Below are 15541 nucleotides of genomic sequence, written 5' to 3'. Positions count from 1 at the left end.
GCCACAAACGCACAAATTAATTCGTGAATTTATGGCTAACTTTTTTTAAGATTATTTTATTTGTTAAAACAGTCGATAATTTGGTAAGCTACTCTTAAAGCATCTGTTGCTTGTTCTAGAGTTACCACTGGAGCTGTATTTGTATTGATTGCATTTGCAAAAGATTCTAATTCATCAAGAATTGCGTTGTTTTGCTCTACATCTGGATTTGTAAAATAGATTTGTTTTTTTACACCTTCAGCATTTTGCAAAATCATATCAAAATCACCTGGAACTTCAGGAGCATCTTTCATACGAACAACTTCACATTTCTTCTCTAAGAAGTCAACCGAAATATAAGCATCTCTTTGGAAAAAACGCGTTTTACGCATGTTTTTCATCGAAATTCTGCTTGCTGTTAAGTTGGCAACACAACCGTTTTCAAATTCAATTCGGGCATTGGCAATATCTGGAGTGTCGCTAATAACTGAAACTCCACTAGCATTGATACTTTTTACTTTAGATTTTACGACGCTTAAAATGGCATCGATATCATGAATCATTAAATCTAAAACTACAGGAACATCTGTACCACGAGGATTAAATTCGGCCAAACGATGTGTTTCTATAAACATCGGATTTTCAATCATGTTTTTTGTCGCTATGAATGCTGGATTAAAGCGTTCTACATGTCCTACTTGACCTTTTACGTTATATTCTTTTGCTAAAGCGATAATTTCTTCAGCTTCTTCAACAGTATTCGAAATAGGTTTTTCGATAAAGATATGCTTTCCTGATTTTATGGCAACTTTAGCACATTTATAATGGGATAATGTTGGGGTTACAATATCAATTACATCTACAGCGTGTATTAACTTGGCAATTGTATTGAAATTTTTATAACCGAATTCTTTGGAAATTTTCTCGGCGTTTTCTTGATTTTGGTCATAAAAACCAACTAATTCATATTTATCAGATTGTTGTAATAAACGTAAATGTATTTTACCTAAGTGACCAGCACCTAAAACTCCTACTTTTAACATGAGAATGTATTTTTAACAAAAATATAATTTATTTGTTGAAAGTGAAAGTGAATGCTTTAAAGTTTTAGTAATTTAATATTTAAGAATCAATATTTGAATTACTATTTACTTTCTTATTTTTACCAAAAATTAAATAATAAACATTGAAAGACACTGCCAAACATCAAGGACTTCGGAATCAATTAGTAAGCACTTTGCAACAAAAGGGAATTACCGATAAAGCTGTTTTGGAAGCGATAAAAAAAATCCCAAGACACCTTTTTTTGAACTCTAGCTTTGAAGATTATGCCTATCAGGACAAGGCTTTCCCGATTGGTGCGGGGCAAACTATTTCTCAACCTTACACTGTTGCGTTTCAATCGCAGCTGTTAGAAGTTAAAAAAGACCATAAAGTATTAGAAATTGGTACTGGGTCAGGGTATCAAACTGCAGTATTATATATGTTGGGTGCCAAGGTATTTAGTGTCGAAAGACAAAATGAACTGTTTAAAACAACATCTATTTTATTTCCTAAATTAGGAATTCGTCCGAAACACCTTTCTTTTGGAGATGGTTATAAAGGATTACCTACTTATGCACCATTTGATAGTATAATTGTAACTGCCGGAGCGCCATTTATTCCGCAACCATTAATGGCACAATTAAAAATAGGAGGAAGGTTAGTAATTCCGCTAGGAGAAGACGTTCAGATTATGACGTTGTTAATTCGTAAAAACGAAACACAATTTGAAAAACATGAGTTTGGAGAATTTAGATTCGTTCCTTTATTAGAAGATAAAAACTAAAATATTTTTGGTATTGTTAGCCAAAAAGTAAAGAATTTTACCATTAAGAAATTAAGTTTCTTTAAACTTCAGATTTCTTAATGGTTTTTTTAGCTACAGATTTTTCAGATTAAAATGATTTCTCGATTAAGTATCTTAGTTTTATTTTAGATTAAACTTAATTTTTCTTAATTTCTTAATGGTGAAAAAAAAACATTTTTAAATGTTTATACTCTAATAATGTAATTATTGAGAAACTAATTGGATGGCGCGTTGTAAATTTTCCTTTTCTACTTGTGCAACATAGTTTATAAAAATAGATTCATCATTTTGATTTTGACTTTTCTCAAGAATGCTCAGATATTCGTTTTTATGTTCTGTATCTCCTTGTATTGTTGCAAAGACATAGCCATTTTGTATTAATATCCAATTCATTAATAAATGAGCTATTTGTGTGTTTCCACTTTCAAATGGGGTAATTTTTATAATTCTTAAATGTACTTCAGAAGCTAATAATATTGGATGTAAGCTGTTTTTATTCGTTTCAAACCAGCTAAAAAAGGAAGTCATTTCGCGAATAATGAGGGCGTCATTTTTATATTTTCCTGCATGGTCAGGTTTAATTCCTCTTGAAATCAAGTTATGAATATTGAGTAATTCTTTTTCGTTAACAGGGCTGTTTTTTTGAGTCAAATCTTTAATATAAGAAATGGTTTCATGGTGGTTTACGGCTTCTAAGTGCTCGCGCATTGTTTTACCCGCAATTGTTAACCCTTCATTAATTACCGCTTTGGTTTCTTGTAATGTTAATGAGTTATCGTTGAGACGATTGCTTTCGTATGTAAATTCAAGCTCAAGAATTTTTGAAATTCGATGTAGTTCAAATTGCTGAAACGATTGAACTTTCTTTTTTAAAATTTCAATTTCATCCAAAACGTTCTGTAGCGTTGATAATATTACCGAAGCAACTACTTTTTTGTTATTTTGAATTTCGATTTCTGCAAGATGTAGTGCTTTAAGTGCAAATTCTTCTTGGCCGATTTCGTGTATTATTTTTTCTTTTAGCCAAAGAATTAATAAGTTTTCAAAATCAATTTCAAGTAATGAGGCAAGTTTAACGATTTGTTCCCTTGTGGGTTTTCGGGTACCACTTTCAAATTTACTTATTAAAGCTTGGTCAATTTCTAATAACTGCGCTACTTCTCGGGTTTTAAATCCTTTTTTCTCTCTGGCATTTTTAAGAATCGTTTTCATTTTAAAAAGCAGGTTTTAATTGTCAAGACAAGTTTAGTCATTATTTTTTAAATAAAAAAAAGCATCAAATTAATTCGATGCTATTTTATGATTTATTTTAGAAGAAATTATTTTTCAGGAAGCGTTCCGTCTTTTTTCATTTCGTTCACTACAGTTCTCATGATATCATCTACTGTTGCACCTATATCTGTTATATCTGACGATTGTGTGGTGCCTGTCCAGATTAATTTATTGTGTTTTAAAGAGAAAACGTTGGTTTCTACAATATAAAATGTGTTTTCTACATAATAACCTGGAGAATAGAAATCAGTTGCGTACATACCGTACCAACCACCAAAAGCACCTCCATATAAACCATTATAGCCACCATAATAAATACTAGTATCAATTCCTGGGACATAATCAGTTTGTTTTTCTTTGCTTACCAAGCGCATTGTTACTACACCATCAAAATTTTCGTCGTTTAATATTTTTAGTTTCTGATCATTTGTTAAGTCATTATTAATCTGATTTAAGAATTGATAAGAAGTATGGAAGATAGGGCTGCTGGCAGCAATTCTGTTCTCCGTAATTCTTCGTGTTTCTTCATCTTTGACTAAAGCTACGACTAATACTTTTTTGAAATTTTCAGAACTAATTGTTATTTTAGGATCTCTCCAGCTGCTAACAATTGTAGAACTAGTACCGCAACCATAAAGTAAGATGACGGTTAATACAACAAATATTCTTTTCATAAACTTGAAATTTAGAATTTATTGTAGTAAAAATAAGTATAAAAATCGAGAAATAACTCTTATTAAAAGAGGATTAAAAATTAGAAAGCTTTTTTAATTCTATCTAAATCACGTTTGGTATCTTGTTCTTTTAAAGATTCGCGTTTGTCGTAGTTTTTCTTTCCTTTACAAAGACCGATTTGCAGTTTTGCTAATCCTTTTTCATTAGTAAATAGTTTCAAAGGGATGATTGTTAGTCCTTTTGCTTGTACACTTTTCTGAAGACTCTTCAATTCTTTTTTATTCAAAAGCAATTTTCTTTCGCTTCTTGACTTATGATTGAATTGATTTCCAAAAGCGTATTCTTCTATATAAGTGTTTATGGCAAAAAGTTCATTACCACTAAATTCACAAAAACTCTCGGTAATATTTGCTTTACCAAGACGTATTGATTTGATTTCGGTTCCCGCTAAAACAATTCCAGCAGTATAGGTATCTATTATTTCGTAATCGAAACGGGCTCTCTTATTGAGTATATTGACAGTTTTTAACATAGGATTGCAAATGTAGAATAAAAAAGAAAAACTTTAATGAAATCAAAGATAATTAAAGATTTTTTTAAACCTATGATTTTAATCATTCTTCAGGAAAAACCTTACGCTTAAGTTTGTTAAATAATTTATAACAAAAACTTAAAAACATGAAAAAAATTTTAACATTAGTTAGTATTGTGTTAGTAGGCTTAACGGTAAAAGCTCAGGAAGCAAATCAAGGTCTAAAAGGTGCATGGTTTGTAACATCCCAATTTGGTTACCAACAAACTAAAACAGACGATGTAAAAAGCACAAATTTATTAGTAATGCCAGTTGTAGGTAAATTTATTACGCCATCTGTAGCTGTTGGAGCAGGGCTTGGATATATTAATATAAAAGCAGATTCAGATAAAGGAACTGCTGCAAATTCTAATTTAATAGTTATTCAGCCTTTAGCTAGAAAATATTGGAATGTTGCTGGTTCTTTATATTTCTTCGGACAATTGGCAGCACCAATAATCACTGGAAAAGAAAAGGAAAGTGAATTAAAAGTAAATCAATTTGGACTGTCTTTATCTGGTGGATTTGATTTCTTTGTAACGAAATATTTCTCAGTTGAGTTCTCTTATGATTTAGCTAATTTTACATCTACAACTTTAGATCCTAAAGATGGTTCTAAAACTACGGTAACTAATTTTGGATTAGCACATGTGGCTAATGTTGATTCTTATTATAATGGGGCATTAGGAGGAAGTAATCCAAATTTAACTTCTCCACTTTCTTTCGGATTTAAATTCATATTCTAATATTTAGGAGATTATTTAAATTTCAATTTAGTAATTTTGTAAAAAAGAAAGACCGTACTTTTCATAGTACGGTCTTTTTATTATTTATTTAAAAAATATTAAATGCAAAATCAAGATAAAAATCCTCTACACGGAATCACTCTTCAAACAATACTAGAAAAACTAGTAGAGTATTATGGATTTGATACTTTGGGAGAATTAATTCCGATTAAATGTTTTTCTTCAAATCCTAGTATTAAATCTAGTTTGACTTTTTTAAGAAAAACGGATTGGGCTAGAAAAAAGGTAGAAGATTTATATATAAAATCGATTCCTAAATTTTCAAATTAATTTAACTTATACGAGATCATTACACCACCACCGTAAGGTAACCATTCTCCACTTTTGTTGTAATCATGGGCTTTTTCATAACGGCCTGGTGTACCATCATTATAATGCCCTTTATAAAAACCTTGGTGCCATCCTCCGCTAACAAAAAAATCAAGCATAAATTTATCATTAAGTTTCTTTTGGTATCCTAGCGTAGCTCCTAATCTGTATCCAAAACCATCTTCGTACATATTACTATCCCAGTAGTTCCATTTTTGAATTTGATATATATCACCTCCAATATGACCACCAAGGTATAAGCCATTGAATTTCTCATTAAAATGATAACGAACTTCTGGAGTAAAGGTGACAAATTTCATTGGGCTTTTTCCATCAAATGATTCCCAAAAAGAAGCCATTAAATCAACATTCAGAGTTAATTTCTCACCAATGCTTGTTTCTACAGCAATATCTGGAATTGCTACTAAAGCGGTAAGTGCATTTGCTTTAATATAAGTTTGACTTTGGGATTGAATTGAAAATAGTAGAACGATTAGGGCAAATAAATTTTTCATAAAATCTAGTAATTACTAGCAATAAGTTAGTTTGGGTTGCTAGTTTTGGGTGCAAATATAACGGAATGAAATATGTTGTATTGTTATAAAGTTAAAATTTAACAAGAATCAATAAAAAAAGATATTGCTATGAATTACTTTTTGTTTAATAACGAATAAATTACGCTATCTAAAAAATTGCCTTCATAATATTCGACTTCTTTAAAATGCCCTTCTTTTACAAAACCAATTTTTTGTAATACTCTTTCTGATGCAAAATTTTCAGGATCAATAGCAGCTTCGATTGAGTGTAGTTTCATTTCGTTAAAGCCATAATCAATTACTGTTTTTACTGCTTCAGGAATAATTCCTTTTCCGTGAAGTTCAGGTAATAGCATATAGCCAATTTCGGCACGATAATGTTCTGGTTTTATTCTATAATAGCCAATTATTCCAACTACTTTGGAATCGCCTTTTAGTGTTATTCCCCAATTTATTCCTTCGTTAGTTTCAATTGTACTATCAATTTGAGCTATATGTTCTAATGCCTGTTCAGTAGTTTTTGTGAGTGGCCTTGGAATGTATTTCATAGTTTCAGGATTAGAACGAAGTGCTATAATTTCGTTTGCATCCTCATTGGTTACTCTTCTAATAATTAAGCGTTCCGTTTCGAGTACTGGAAATGGAGAAAAATTAAATGTTAACATAATATATCAAGATAAGATTATAGGATTTCGATACTGAATTTAGAGTTAAATGTTTGATTTGCATCTAAAGTTACTATTCCTTCTTTTTCGAAAAGATTTCCTGTGTTTTCAGGAGTATCAGAATAACCAAACCAAGGTTCGATACAAATAAAAGGAGCATTTTCTTTTGTCCAAATACCTAAACTAGGAAAATCTGCGAAATCTACTTTTATATATGGTTTGTTGTTTTCTAAAATGGTTAGCGAGTTTGACTCTAATGATTTAAAAATTAAAGCATCATTTTCAAATAGTTGATAATTTAGCTCAATTTGATTTTCTTTCGTTTCTAATTGTTTTGTTTTATTAGATATCAAATCATTTTCGAGCAAAGAATATTTTAGAGGCTCTTTTTTTTCAAATTCTAAAGCATAATTTTCAAAATTCCCAGGTAGCGCAATTGCTGGATGTGCACCGATAGAGAATGGCATTTTAGAATCATTTTTGTTAAATATTTTATATTGGATGTCTAATTGAGAATCTATTAAAGTATAAATTATTTGTAATTCAAATTCAAACGGATATACTTTCAACGATTCTGCATTAGATTGAATCGAAAAAATGGCGCTTTCGTCAGTTTTAGAAACTAAATTAAATTCCATATCTCTTGCAAATCCATGGCGTGGCAAGTGATAAGATATATCATTAATGGTGTAAGTATTGTTTTTTAAAGTACCAACAATTGGGAATAAAACAGGGGAGTGTTTACCCCAAAAATCTGGGTTTCCTTCCCAAATGAATTCTTTATTATCGTTGTTTTTTAATGAAAATAATTCGGCTCCGGCATGTTTAATAGAAGCAGTAAGTTTTGAATTTGAAATAATTGTAGTCAAAATTTAGTTTTTGAATGGTTTAAGAATGAGTTGTAAATATATTTATAAATTTAATTTATAGGAAAAAAAGCTGATGAAATATTTTTTGATAAAATTGTATTAACCGGTAGGATTTAATTCATAAATAGCTTTTTTTTTCATTAATTTGCTAGATAAACAGCAACAAAAATGAAAAAACACTCTTTAAAAGCCTTGTTAACGATGGCTTTATTGTTTGGAATTTCGGCCACCTGGGCACAACAAGTTCCTACTGCGACAACTAATCCTATTTCTAAATATGATTATTATGATGCATTCTCTCCATTATTTTATTCTAAAAACGGAACAACAACCCGTTCTGCAAGTGGTCAGCCTGGTCCAGAGTACTGGCAAAACAGAGCAGATTATAAGATAACTGCGAAGTTAAATGGGGTTACTAATGAAATTATTGGTACAGACGAGATTACATATACCAACAATAGCCCTGATAAAATGTCATTTGTTTGGCTTAATTTGGATCAAAATTTATTCAAAGAAGATTCAAGAGGAAATGCTGTAGTGCCATTAACAGGAAGTCGTAACGGTGCTCAAGGACAGGTTTTTGATGGTGGAAATAAAATTAAATCGGTAAAAGTTACTATACTTGGTAAGAAAAAATCGGTTGAAGTTGATGCTAAATATGTTGTTACCGATACAAGAATGCAAATTTTTCTTCCAGAAGAGTTAGCATCAAAAGGAAGCAGCGTTAAAATTAAAATTGATTTTTCTTATATAGCTCCTAACGAAGGATCAGATAGAACAGGAGTTCTTGAAACAAAAAATGGTAAAATATTTACAATAGCACAATGGTATCCGCGTATGTGCGTGTATGATGACGTAAGAGGCTGGAATACACATCCATATTTAGGAGCATCGGAATTTTACTTGGAATATGGTAATTTTGATGTAAAGTTGACAGTTCCTGCTAATCATTTTGTAGTTGCCTCTGGAGAATTATTAAATGCTCCAGAAGTGTATACTGCAGAACAACAAAAACGTTTTAAAGATGCTGCACTAAGCGATAAAACGGTTATGATTCGTTCAGCCGAAGAAGTTGCAGCTGCAAAAGCTAATGGAAATGGAGAAAAAACATGGCATTATCAAATAAAAAATGCACGTGATTTCTCTTGGGCATCTTCGGCTGCTTTTATTTTAGATGGTGCTAAGATTAATTTACCTAGCGGGAAAAAATCATTGGCTCTTTCTGCATATCCAGTTGAAAGTGATGGAAATGCTGCTTGGGGACGTTCGACAGAATATACTAAAGGTGCAATTGAAAATTACTCAAATAAATGGTTTGAATATCCTTATCCAGTTGCAACAAATGTTGCAGGGAATGAAGGAGGTATGGAATATCCAGGAATTGTATTTTGTAGCTGGGAATCTAAAGGAGAAGATTTATGGGGAGTTACAGATCATGAGTTTGGACACATCTGGTTTCCTATGATTGTTGGTTCAAACGAAAGATTATTTGGTTGGATGGACGAAGGATTTAATACATTTATTAATTCATTGAGTTCTGCCGAATTTAATAAAGGTGAATATAAAGATGCACCGAAGGATTTGCATAAAATGGCTGAGGCATTTACAAATCCTAAGTTAGAAACTATTATGAGTTCTCCAGATAATATGAAGGAGGCAAATATTGGGATGTTATGTTATTTTAAACCAAGTTCAGGTTTGGTAATTTTAAGAGAACAAGTATTAGGTAAAGAGCGTTTTGACACAGCTTTCCGTACTTATATAGACCGTTGGGCTTATAAACACCCTACGCCAGATGATTTCTTTAGAACAATGGAAAACGTTGCAGGAGAAGACTTAAGCTGGTTCTGGAGAGGTTGGTATGTTAACAACTGGCGTTTTGACCAAGGTATTAACTCAATTAAATATGTGAAAAATGACCCTGCAAAAGGAGTGATTATTACTATTGAGAACTTTGAAAAAATGGTAATGCCTGTTGTAATTGATGTGAAAACTAAAAGCGGAAAAGTTTCCAGAGTGAAATTACCAGTTGAAATCTGGCAAAGAAACGTAGAATGGTCTTTCAAATTTGACTCAACAGAAGAAATCGAAAGTGTTACTATAGATCCTGATCACGTTTTTCCTGATAGTAATGAGGCAAACAACGTATGGACGGCTGGAAGTGGTAAATTAGAAAAAGATGTTGTTCTAGACCCTTATTTAGGGACTTATTCTAGTAAAAAAACACCTTTAAAAATCACTTTTACCGAAAAAAATAGCGCTTTAACTGTAGAGCTTCCTAATTATCCTAAATTTCCAGTTCAGCCTGTTGCGAATGCGGCAGATACTTTTGAATCTGTGAGAGCTGGATTAAGATTTGCATTTACTAAAACTGGATTAAACATGACAATTTTAGAAAATTCGCAAGTATTAGAATTTACGAAAGAATAATTTGAATTGATAAATATTCAATAAAATTAACCCGTTGAGTACAATTATTTAACACATAGAAACATAGGTCTTGCATACAAAAAAAAGGCGTTTCACTTATTTTAAATGCACATAGCTAGCTATGTGAAAGAAATATATTTCTTTTTGTACTCTTTTTTACATATAAAATCTATGTTTCTATGTGTTAAATAATTTTTTCACGCCCCGAGCGAATAGATACAGTAATTGAAACCAGCAGGTTAAAATTATAATTTTTAGGCTTTTTTAAAGAGCAATAAAGATATAAATAATTAAAATCGGCTATTTGAGTTTAACTCAGATAGCCGATTTTTTATTAAAAGTTTAATTTTTAGTTGATTTTTTAAGTGTAGAAATGAGATAAATTGATAAAAGCAACATAATATTAAAAAAATGTTACAAATTATCAATAATGTATTGTAATTAAAAAAAAGATGTAAATTTGCACCAATGAATAAAATGAGTTTACATATAATTTCTATCTCACGGACAAACTTGCCTGTTACTTCTCCCGAAGTACGGATGCTATCTCTATAGCATTCACAAGAGTTTTTCGTCGTATGTATTTATATTCATTTTTTTGTTTTGAAATTACCTAAGTTGTCCTTTGGACAAACACATCCTACAAGTACATTTTATTTAAAATTATCTCAATGTCATCTTTTTGATATTAAGGGTTTTACGTATTTTTTATTTAATTTTGCTGAAGCAACTCTTGGGTTTCAGAAGAAAAATCATGTCTTATTTTTTAACCCTAACTTCAACTATTGAAATGAAGATCTCTATTGTTGTAACACAAGAAGAACATTATAAATATGCGCAAGAAATATGCGATACTATAGAGTCGTCTGCCTTATTGAGAGGTACCGGAATTGCCAAAAGAACTCCTGAATATATCCAGAAAAAAATGGAGAACAGAGATGCATTGATTGCTTTGGTAGATGGTAAATTTGCAGGTTTTTGCTATATCGAAAGTTGGCAACATGGCAAATTTGTGGCTCATTCTGGTTTGATAGTACATCCAGATTACAGAAATTTAGGTTTAGCCAAAAAAATTAAATCTAAGGTTTTTGATTACTCGTTAGAAAAATTTCCAGATGCAAAAATATTCGGAATCACAACTGGTTTGGCAGTAATGAAAATTAATTCAGATTTAGGATATAAACCAGTTCCTTTTTCAGAACTTACAAGTGATCCAAGCTTTTGGGCAGGTTGCAAAACTTGTACAAATTATGAAATATTAAAAAGTAAAGAAAATAAAATGTGCTTATGTACAGGAATGTTGTACGATCCAAAAGAAAAACAAAAGGATCCACCAAAACATCCTTTTAACGTAAAAGTACTCAATAGATTAAAATCAATTAAACAAGCCCTTTTCTTAAAAAAATAAAATTATGAAAAAAGTTGTATTAGCTTATAGCGGAGGATTAGATACTTCGTATTGCCTTAAATATTTAAAAAATGAAAAAGGATATGAAGTCCACACTGTACTTATTAATACAGGAGGTTTCGATGAAGAAGAATTAAATGCTATTGAAGAAAGAGCTTACGAATTAGGAAGTGCGCAACATGCAAATCTTACCATCGTAGATAAGTATTATGATAAAGCTATAAAATATTTGATTTTTGGAAATGTATTAAAAAACAATACTTATCCATTATCTGTAAGTGCCGAGCGTGTTTTTCAAGCTATTGAAGCAATAAAATATGCTAAGAAAGTAGGAGCAGAGGCAATTGCACACGGAAGTACAGGAGCAGGAAATGACCAAATTAGATTTGACTTAATTTTTCAGACAATTGCTCCAGAGATTGAAATAATTACTCCAATTAGAGATTTAAAATTGTCAAGACAAGAAGAAGTAGATTATTTGTCTAAAAATGGCGTTCATTATTCTTGGGAAAAAGCACAATATTCTATCAATAAAGGACTTTGGGGAACAAGTGTAGGAGGAAAAGAAACTTTAACTTCTGGTACACCATTACCTAGTGAAGCATATCCTTCGCAATTGCAAAAAGAAGGTGAAGAAAAAGTGACTTTACATTTTGAGCAAGGAGAATTAGTTGGAATAAATGGTAAAACAGATAAACCATCAAATAATATTGTAGCACTAGAGAAATTAGCAAATGCATATGCAATTGGTAGAGATATTCACGTAGGTGATACTATTATAGGTATTAAAGGAAGAGTAGGATTTGAAGCTGCTGCTCCGTTAATTATCATTAAGGCACACCATTTATTAGAGAAACATACACTTGGTAAATGGCAACAATATTGGAAAGAGCAATTAGGAAACTGGTACGGAATGTTATTTCACGAAGGTCAGTTTTTGGATCCAGTAATGCGTAACATCGAAACATTTTTACAAGACACGCAAAAAACGGTTAATGGAGTTGTAACTGTTTCGCTTAAACCATATCATTTTTCGCTTGACGGAATTGAATCAGATAATGATTTAATGAATACAGGATTTGGTCAATACGGAGAAATGAATAATGCATGGACATCAGACGATGCTAAAGGGTTTATTAAGATTTTAGGAAATGCTCAAAATATATTTTCATCTGTAAATCACTTAGACTATGATTAATGTTGGAATAATTGGCGGTTCAGGCTATACAGCTGGGGAATTGATAAGAATATTGATGTATCATCCCAATGTAAATATCGATTTTGTGTACAGTACAACAAATGCTGGAAAGCCACTATCGGTAGCACATCACGATTTATTGGGAGATATCGAAATGGATTTTACAGATGCTCTTAATCCAGATGTAAATGTGTTGTTTTTGTGTTTAGGTCACGGAAGATCGATTTCGTTTCTTAAAGAAAATAAATTTGCGGGTCATACTAAAATTATTGATTTAGGAAATGATTTTAGATTAAACAAAGACGCTAATTTTGATGGAAAAGAATTCATTTACGGCTTACCAGAACTGAATAAAACCGCTATCAAAAAAGCACAATTCATTGCTAATCCAGGTTGTTTCGCAACAGCAATTCAACTGGCATTATTACCATTGGCAAAGAATGAGCTTTTAAATAATGATGTACATATTAATGCAACAACAGGAAGTACAGGAGCTGGAGTAAATCCTTCAGAAACGACACATTTTAGTTGGAGATTAAGTAATATGTCACATTACAAAGCATTTGATCATCAGCATTTGGGAGAGATAAACCAAAGTATAAATCAATTGCAGGCAGATTATTCAAACGAATTGTTGTTTATTCCGAACAGAGGAGATTTTGCAAGAGGAATTTTTGCAACTTTATATACAACTGTCGAAGAAAGTTTAGATGAAATCGTTGCTAAATATGAAGATTTTTATAAAAACGAACCGTTTGTAACTGTTACTACAACTAATATCAATATGAAACAAGTTGTACAAACGAACAAATGTATAATAAGCTTAACCAAAAGCGGAAACCGGATATTGATTACTTCAATAATCGATAACCTAACCAAAGGAGCTGCTGGACAAGCAATTCAAAACATGAATTTAATGTTTGGATTACCAGAAACGACAGGTTTACATTTAAAACCAAGCGGATTTTAAATTGGTTGTTGATACGGTTAATCGTGAATTCGGTTAATCGATTAAACAAATAGCCGATTAAACATTTAAACAAAAAAAGATGAACTTATTTAACGTATACCCACTTTATGACATAACACCTGTAAAAGCATTAGATTGTACTATTACAGATAATAACGGAGTAGAGTATTTAGATTTATATAGTGGACATGGAGTAATTTCTATTGGACACACACAACCAGATTATGTAGCAAAACTTAAAAATCAATTAGATAATTTAGGTTTTTATTCCAATGCAATTCAGAATCCTTTGCAGGTAGAATTAGCTGAGAAATTAGGAAAACTTTCAGGATTAGAAGATTATGAACTGTTTTTATGTAGTTCAGGAGCTGAGGCGAATGAAAATGCTTTGAAACTAGCTTCATTCCATAACGGAAAATCAAGAGTTGTAGCTTTTGATAATTCTTTTCACGGAAGAACTTCGGCAGCAGTTGCAGTTACAGACAATAAAAAAATTGTAGCTCCAATAAATGCACAACAAGTTGTTACTTTTTTACCTCTTAATAATATCGAATTAGTAGAAGCTGAACTAGCAAAAGGAGATGTTTCGAGTGTAATTATTGAAGGAATTCAAGGAGTAGGAGGATTAGACGAGGGAACAACTGAGTTTTTTCAGGCTTTAGAAAAAGCTTGTAAAAAATACGGTGCAGTTTTAATTTTAGACGAAGTACAATCAGGTTATGGAAGAAGCGGAAAGTTTTTTGCGTACCAACATCACAATATCAAAGCCGATATTATTTCGGTTGCAAAAGGAATGGGGAATGGTTTTCCAGTTGGAGCCATTTTGATTTCGCCTGAATTTGAAGCTAGTTTCGGATTATTGGGAACTACTTTTGGCGGAAGCCATTTGTCTTGTGCTGCAGGAATTGCGGTTCTGGATGTAATCGAAAAATTGAAATTACAGGATAATGTAAACGAAGTTTCGGCTTACTTTTTTGAGCAAATCAAGCAAGTTCCTCAAATCATAAAAGTAAAAGGAAAAGGATTAATGCTTGGAGTAGAATTCGATTTTGAGATTGGTCCGCTTCGTAAAAAGTTAATTGTCGAGAAACATATTTTTACAGGAAGTGCCAACAACAAAAATCTATTGAGAATTTTGCCGCCATTAACTGTGAAGAAATCTGATATAGATACCTTTATCGTTGCATTAAAAGAAAGTTTAGAAGAGCTTCAATATTAAATGAAAGTATTAAAAAATATTTGGGGTGTTGTGCTGGTAATTAGTGTTTTACTACCAATGTTGCTTTTTCTGAATCCATTTGCGTGGGGAATGAGAAGAGCCCCTGAATATATTCCTTCTGCTGGACTTGAAAAAGTTTTAGGAAGAATGCAAAATGAAATCAATGAACAAGAAGACATAGAGATTGATACTTATAATAATGAACCTAGTTTATGGTATTTGAGAGATTGCGAGAATCTAAAGCTAGATTCTTTAGATAATTTTAAAATTGAACTTTCAGAAATTAAAAGTGATTCTTTTATTAAAGAAAAAATTAATAAATACGCACCTTTGATTGAGAAAGAAATAGGTTGTAAATGTTATGATTCTTTAATATTCACCTATAAATTGAAAGAAGATAAAGTTCAGCCTAATGAAGAAAATGCTTTAGCTAAAAAATATAATTTAGTAAAGGAAAATGAGCCAAAAAAAATAGTTTATGGATTTAAAATTAAAGAACATGAACAATAATTTTTTGATTTCAGATTTGTTTCTCAAATATCAATCATTAGCATATTTGATTATCATTTTTTGGGCGATTTTAATTAGTAGCTTTCAAAGTTTGTTTGTTATTTGGAAGCATATAGAAATGATAAACCTAATTCTTTTTTTTGTATATTTTTTAATTGGATTATCTTCTGTTATAATATTGATAATGCAGATTTCAAGAATTTATTTTTCCTCGGATAATAGTATAAAAAGGAGAGTATGGATAGTAGTAAATATTTTATTTTATTATGGAGTTT

Annotated in this window: 16 protein-coding genes; 9 read left to right on the top strand and 7 right to left on the bottom strand. The window is 31.2% G+C overall.

Features of this window, described 5'->3' with window-relative positions; translation table 11 throughout:
• Positions 1–56 precede the first annotated feature (56 nt).
• Positions 57–1022: a Gfo/Idh/MocA family protein gene (locus AC3IPI_RS20850; RefSeq protein ID WP_039120207.1), complete on the bottom strand. Its 966-nt coding sequence runs from the start codon at positions 1020–1022 to the stop codon at positions 57–59.
• Between the two features lie 143 nt (positions 1023–1165).
• Between AC3IPI_RS20850 and AC3IPI_RS20845 the strand changes: the two genes are divergently transcribed.
• Positions 1166–1807: a protein-L-isoaspartate(D-aspartate) O-methyltransferase gene (locus AC3IPI_RS20845; protein WP_489155453.1), complete on the top strand. Its 642-nt coding sequence runs from the start codon at positions 1166–1168 to the stop codon at positions 1805–1807.
• Positions 1808–2032: 225 nt separating this feature from the next.
• Here the strand turns inward: AC3IPI_RS20845 and AC3IPI_RS20840 are convergent, their stop codons facing one another.
• The 3 genes from AC3IPI_RS20840 to smpB form a co-directional block, all read right to left on the bottom strand.
• A complete protein-coding gene (locus tag AC3IPI_RS20840; RefSeq protein WP_489155451.1) occupies positions 2033–3040 on the bottom strand; it encodes a helix-turn-helix domain-containing protein in 1008 nt (335 codons plus the stop codon).
• A 107-nt stretch (positions 3041–3147) separates the two neighbouring features.
• A complete protein-coding gene (locus tag AC3IPI_RS20835; RefSeq protein WP_489155449.1) occupies positions 3148–3774 on the bottom strand; it encodes a hypothetical protein in 627 nt (208 codons plus the stop codon).
• An 80-nt stretch (positions 3775–3854) separates the two neighbouring features.
• Positions 3855–4307 (bottom strand): SsrA-binding protein SmpB, encoded by a 453-nt coding sequence (gene smpB / locus AC3IPI_RS20830; protein ID WP_039113058.1) that lies wholly within the window; start codon positions 4305–4307, stop codon positions 3855–3857.
• Between the two features lie 146 nt (positions 4308–4453).
• Between smpB and AC3IPI_RS20825 the strand changes: the two genes are divergently transcribed.
• Both AC3IPI_RS20825 and AC3IPI_RS20820 read left to right on the top strand, forming a co-directional pair.
• Entirely contained in the window at positions 4454–5092 is a 639-nt protein-coding gene (locus AC3IPI_RS20825) for a porin family protein (RefSeq protein WP_039113057.1), read from the top strand.
• A 102-nt stretch (positions 5093–5194) separates the two neighbouring features.
• The gene (locus tag AC3IPI_RS20820; RefSeq protein ID WP_323489269.1) at positions 5195–5422 is read left to right on the top strand and encodes a VF530 family protein; all 228 of its coding nucleotides are present in this window, start codon (positions 5195–5197) and stop codon (positions 5420–5422) included.
• On the opposite strand, the gene AC3IPI_RS20815 is transcribed toward AC3IPI_RS20820, so the two are convergent.
• The 3 genes from AC3IPI_RS20815 to AC3IPI_RS20805 form a co-directional block, all read right to left on the bottom strand.
• Positions 5419–5976 carry a DUF3575 domain-containing protein gene (locus tag AC3IPI_RS20815; RefSeq protein WP_489155446.1) on the bottom strand — a complete coding sequence of 186 codons (558 nt, stop codon included), beginning with the start codon at positions 5974–5976 and terminating at the stop codon, positions 5419–5421. The two genes, AC3IPI_RS20820 and AC3IPI_RS20815, sit on opposite strands and share 4 nt — an antisense overlap.
• A 134-nt stretch (positions 5977–6110) precedes the next feature.
• Positions 6111–6662, bottom strand: coding sequence for a GNAT family N-acetyltransferase (locus AC3IPI_RS20810; protein ID WP_489155444.1), 552 nt, complete (start codon positions 6660–6662; stop codon positions 6111–6113).
• 17 nt (positions 6663–6679) lie between these two features.
• Positions 6680–7531: an aldose 1-epimerase family protein gene (locus tag AC3IPI_RS20805; RefSeq protein ID WP_489155442.1), complete on the bottom strand. Its 852-nt coding sequence runs from the start codon at positions 7529–7531 to the stop codon at positions 6680–6682.
• Between the two features lie 168 nt (positions 7532–7699).
• Here AC3IPI_RS20805 and AC3IPI_RS20800 point away from each other — a divergent pair, with 168 nt between their 5' ends.
• From AC3IPI_RS20800 to AC3IPI_RS20775, 6 genes are all read left to right on the top strand, one after another.
• Positions 7700–9961, top strand: a complete 2262-nt coding sequence (locus AC3IPI_RS20800) for a M1 family metallopeptidase (protein WP_489155440.1) — start codon at positions 7700–7702, stop codon at positions 9959–9961.
• A 790-nt stretch (positions 9962–10751) separates the two neighbouring features.
• Complete coding sequence (locus AC3IPI_RS20795; protein WP_039113092.1) at positions 10752–11369, top strand: GNAT family N-acetyltransferase; 618 nt, start codon at positions 10752–10754, stop codon at positions 11367–11369.
• Between the two features lie 4 nt (positions 11370–11373).
• A complete protein-coding gene (locus AC3IPI_RS20790) occupies positions 11374–12567 on the top strand; it encodes an argininosuccinate synthase (protein WP_039113051.1) in 1194 nt (397 codons plus the stop codon).
• Positions 12560–13537 (top strand): N-acetyl-gamma-glutamyl-phosphate reductase, encoded by a 978-nt coding sequence (argC, locus tag AC3IPI_RS20785; RefSeq protein WP_489155437.1) that lies wholly within the window; start codon positions 12560–12562, stop codon positions 13535–13537. The genes AC3IPI_RS20790 and argC overlap by 8 nt, the downstream gene beginning before the upstream one ends.
• 79 nt (positions 13538–13616) lie before the next feature.
• Positions 13617–14756, top strand: a complete 1140-nt coding sequence (locus tag AC3IPI_RS20780; RefSeq protein ID WP_489155435.1) for an aspartate aminotransferase family protein — start codon at positions 13617–13619, stop codon at positions 14754–14756.
• Positions 14757–15266: a hypothetical protein gene (locus tag AC3IPI_RS20775; protein WP_039113048.1), complete on the top strand. Its 510-nt coding sequence runs from the start codon at positions 14757–14759 to the stop codon at positions 15264–15266.
• Positions 15267–15541: the final 275 nt, after the last annotated feature.

The sequence above is a fragment of the Flavobacterium sp. GL_143 genome (genome assembly GCF_057834355.1).
This window is presented reverse-complemented; position numbering and strand designations above follow the sequence as displayed.

Coding starts and splice junctions, on each gene's coding strand:
- AC3IPI_RS20810 (WP_489155444.1), bottom strand. CDS start 6,662: ATGTTAACATTTAATTTTTCTCCATTTCCAGTACTCGAAACGGAACGC.
- AC3IPI_RS20840 (WP_489155451.1), bottom strand. CDS start 3,040: ATGAAAACGATTCTTAAAAATGCCAGAGAGAAAAAAGGATTTAAAACC.
- AC3IPI_RS20815 (WP_489155446.1), bottom strand. CDS start 5,976: ATGAAAAATTTATTTGCCCTAATCGTTCTACTATTTTCAATTCAATCC.
- AC3IPI_RS20790 (WP_039113051.1), top strand. CDS start 11,374: ATGAAAAAAGTTGTATTAGCTTATAGCGGAGGATTAGATACTTCGTAT.
- AC3IPI_RS20820 (WP_323489269.1), top strand. CDS start 5,195: ATGCAAAATCAAGATAAAAATCCTCTACACGGAATCACTCTTCAAACA.
- AC3IPI_RS20835 (WP_489155449.1), bottom strand. CDS start 3,774: ATGAAAAGAATATTTGTTGTATTAACCGTCATCTTACTTTATGGTTGC.
- argC (WP_489155437.1), top strand. CDS start 12,560: ATGATTAATGTTGGAATAATTGGCGGTTCAGGCTATACAGCTGGGGAA.
- smpB (WP_039113058.1), bottom strand. CDS start 4,307: ATGTTAAAAACTGTCAATATACTCAATAAGAGAGCCCGTTTCGATTAC.
- AC3IPI_RS20795 (WP_039113092.1), top strand. CDS start 10,752: ATGAAGATCTCTATTGTTGTAACACAAGAAGAACATTATAAATATGCG.
- AC3IPI_RS20775 (WP_039113048.1), top strand. CDS start 14,757: ATGAAAGTATTAAAAAATATTTGGGGTGTTGTGCTGGTAATTAGTGTT.
- AC3IPI_RS20780 (WP_489155435.1), top strand. CDS start 13,617: ATGAACTTATTTAACGTATACCCACTTTATGACATAACACCTGTAAAA.
- AC3IPI_RS20850 (WP_039120207.1), bottom strand. CDS start 1,022: ATGTTAAAAGTAGGAGTTTTAGGTGCTGGTCACTTAGGTAAAATACAT.
- AC3IPI_RS20825 (WP_039113057.1), top strand. CDS start 4,454: ATGAAAAAAATTTTAACATTAGTTAGTATTGTGTTAGTAGGCTTAACG.
- AC3IPI_RS20800 (WP_489155440.1), top strand. CDS start 7,700: ATGAAAAAACACTCTTTAAAAGCCTTGTTAACGATGGCTTTATTGTTT.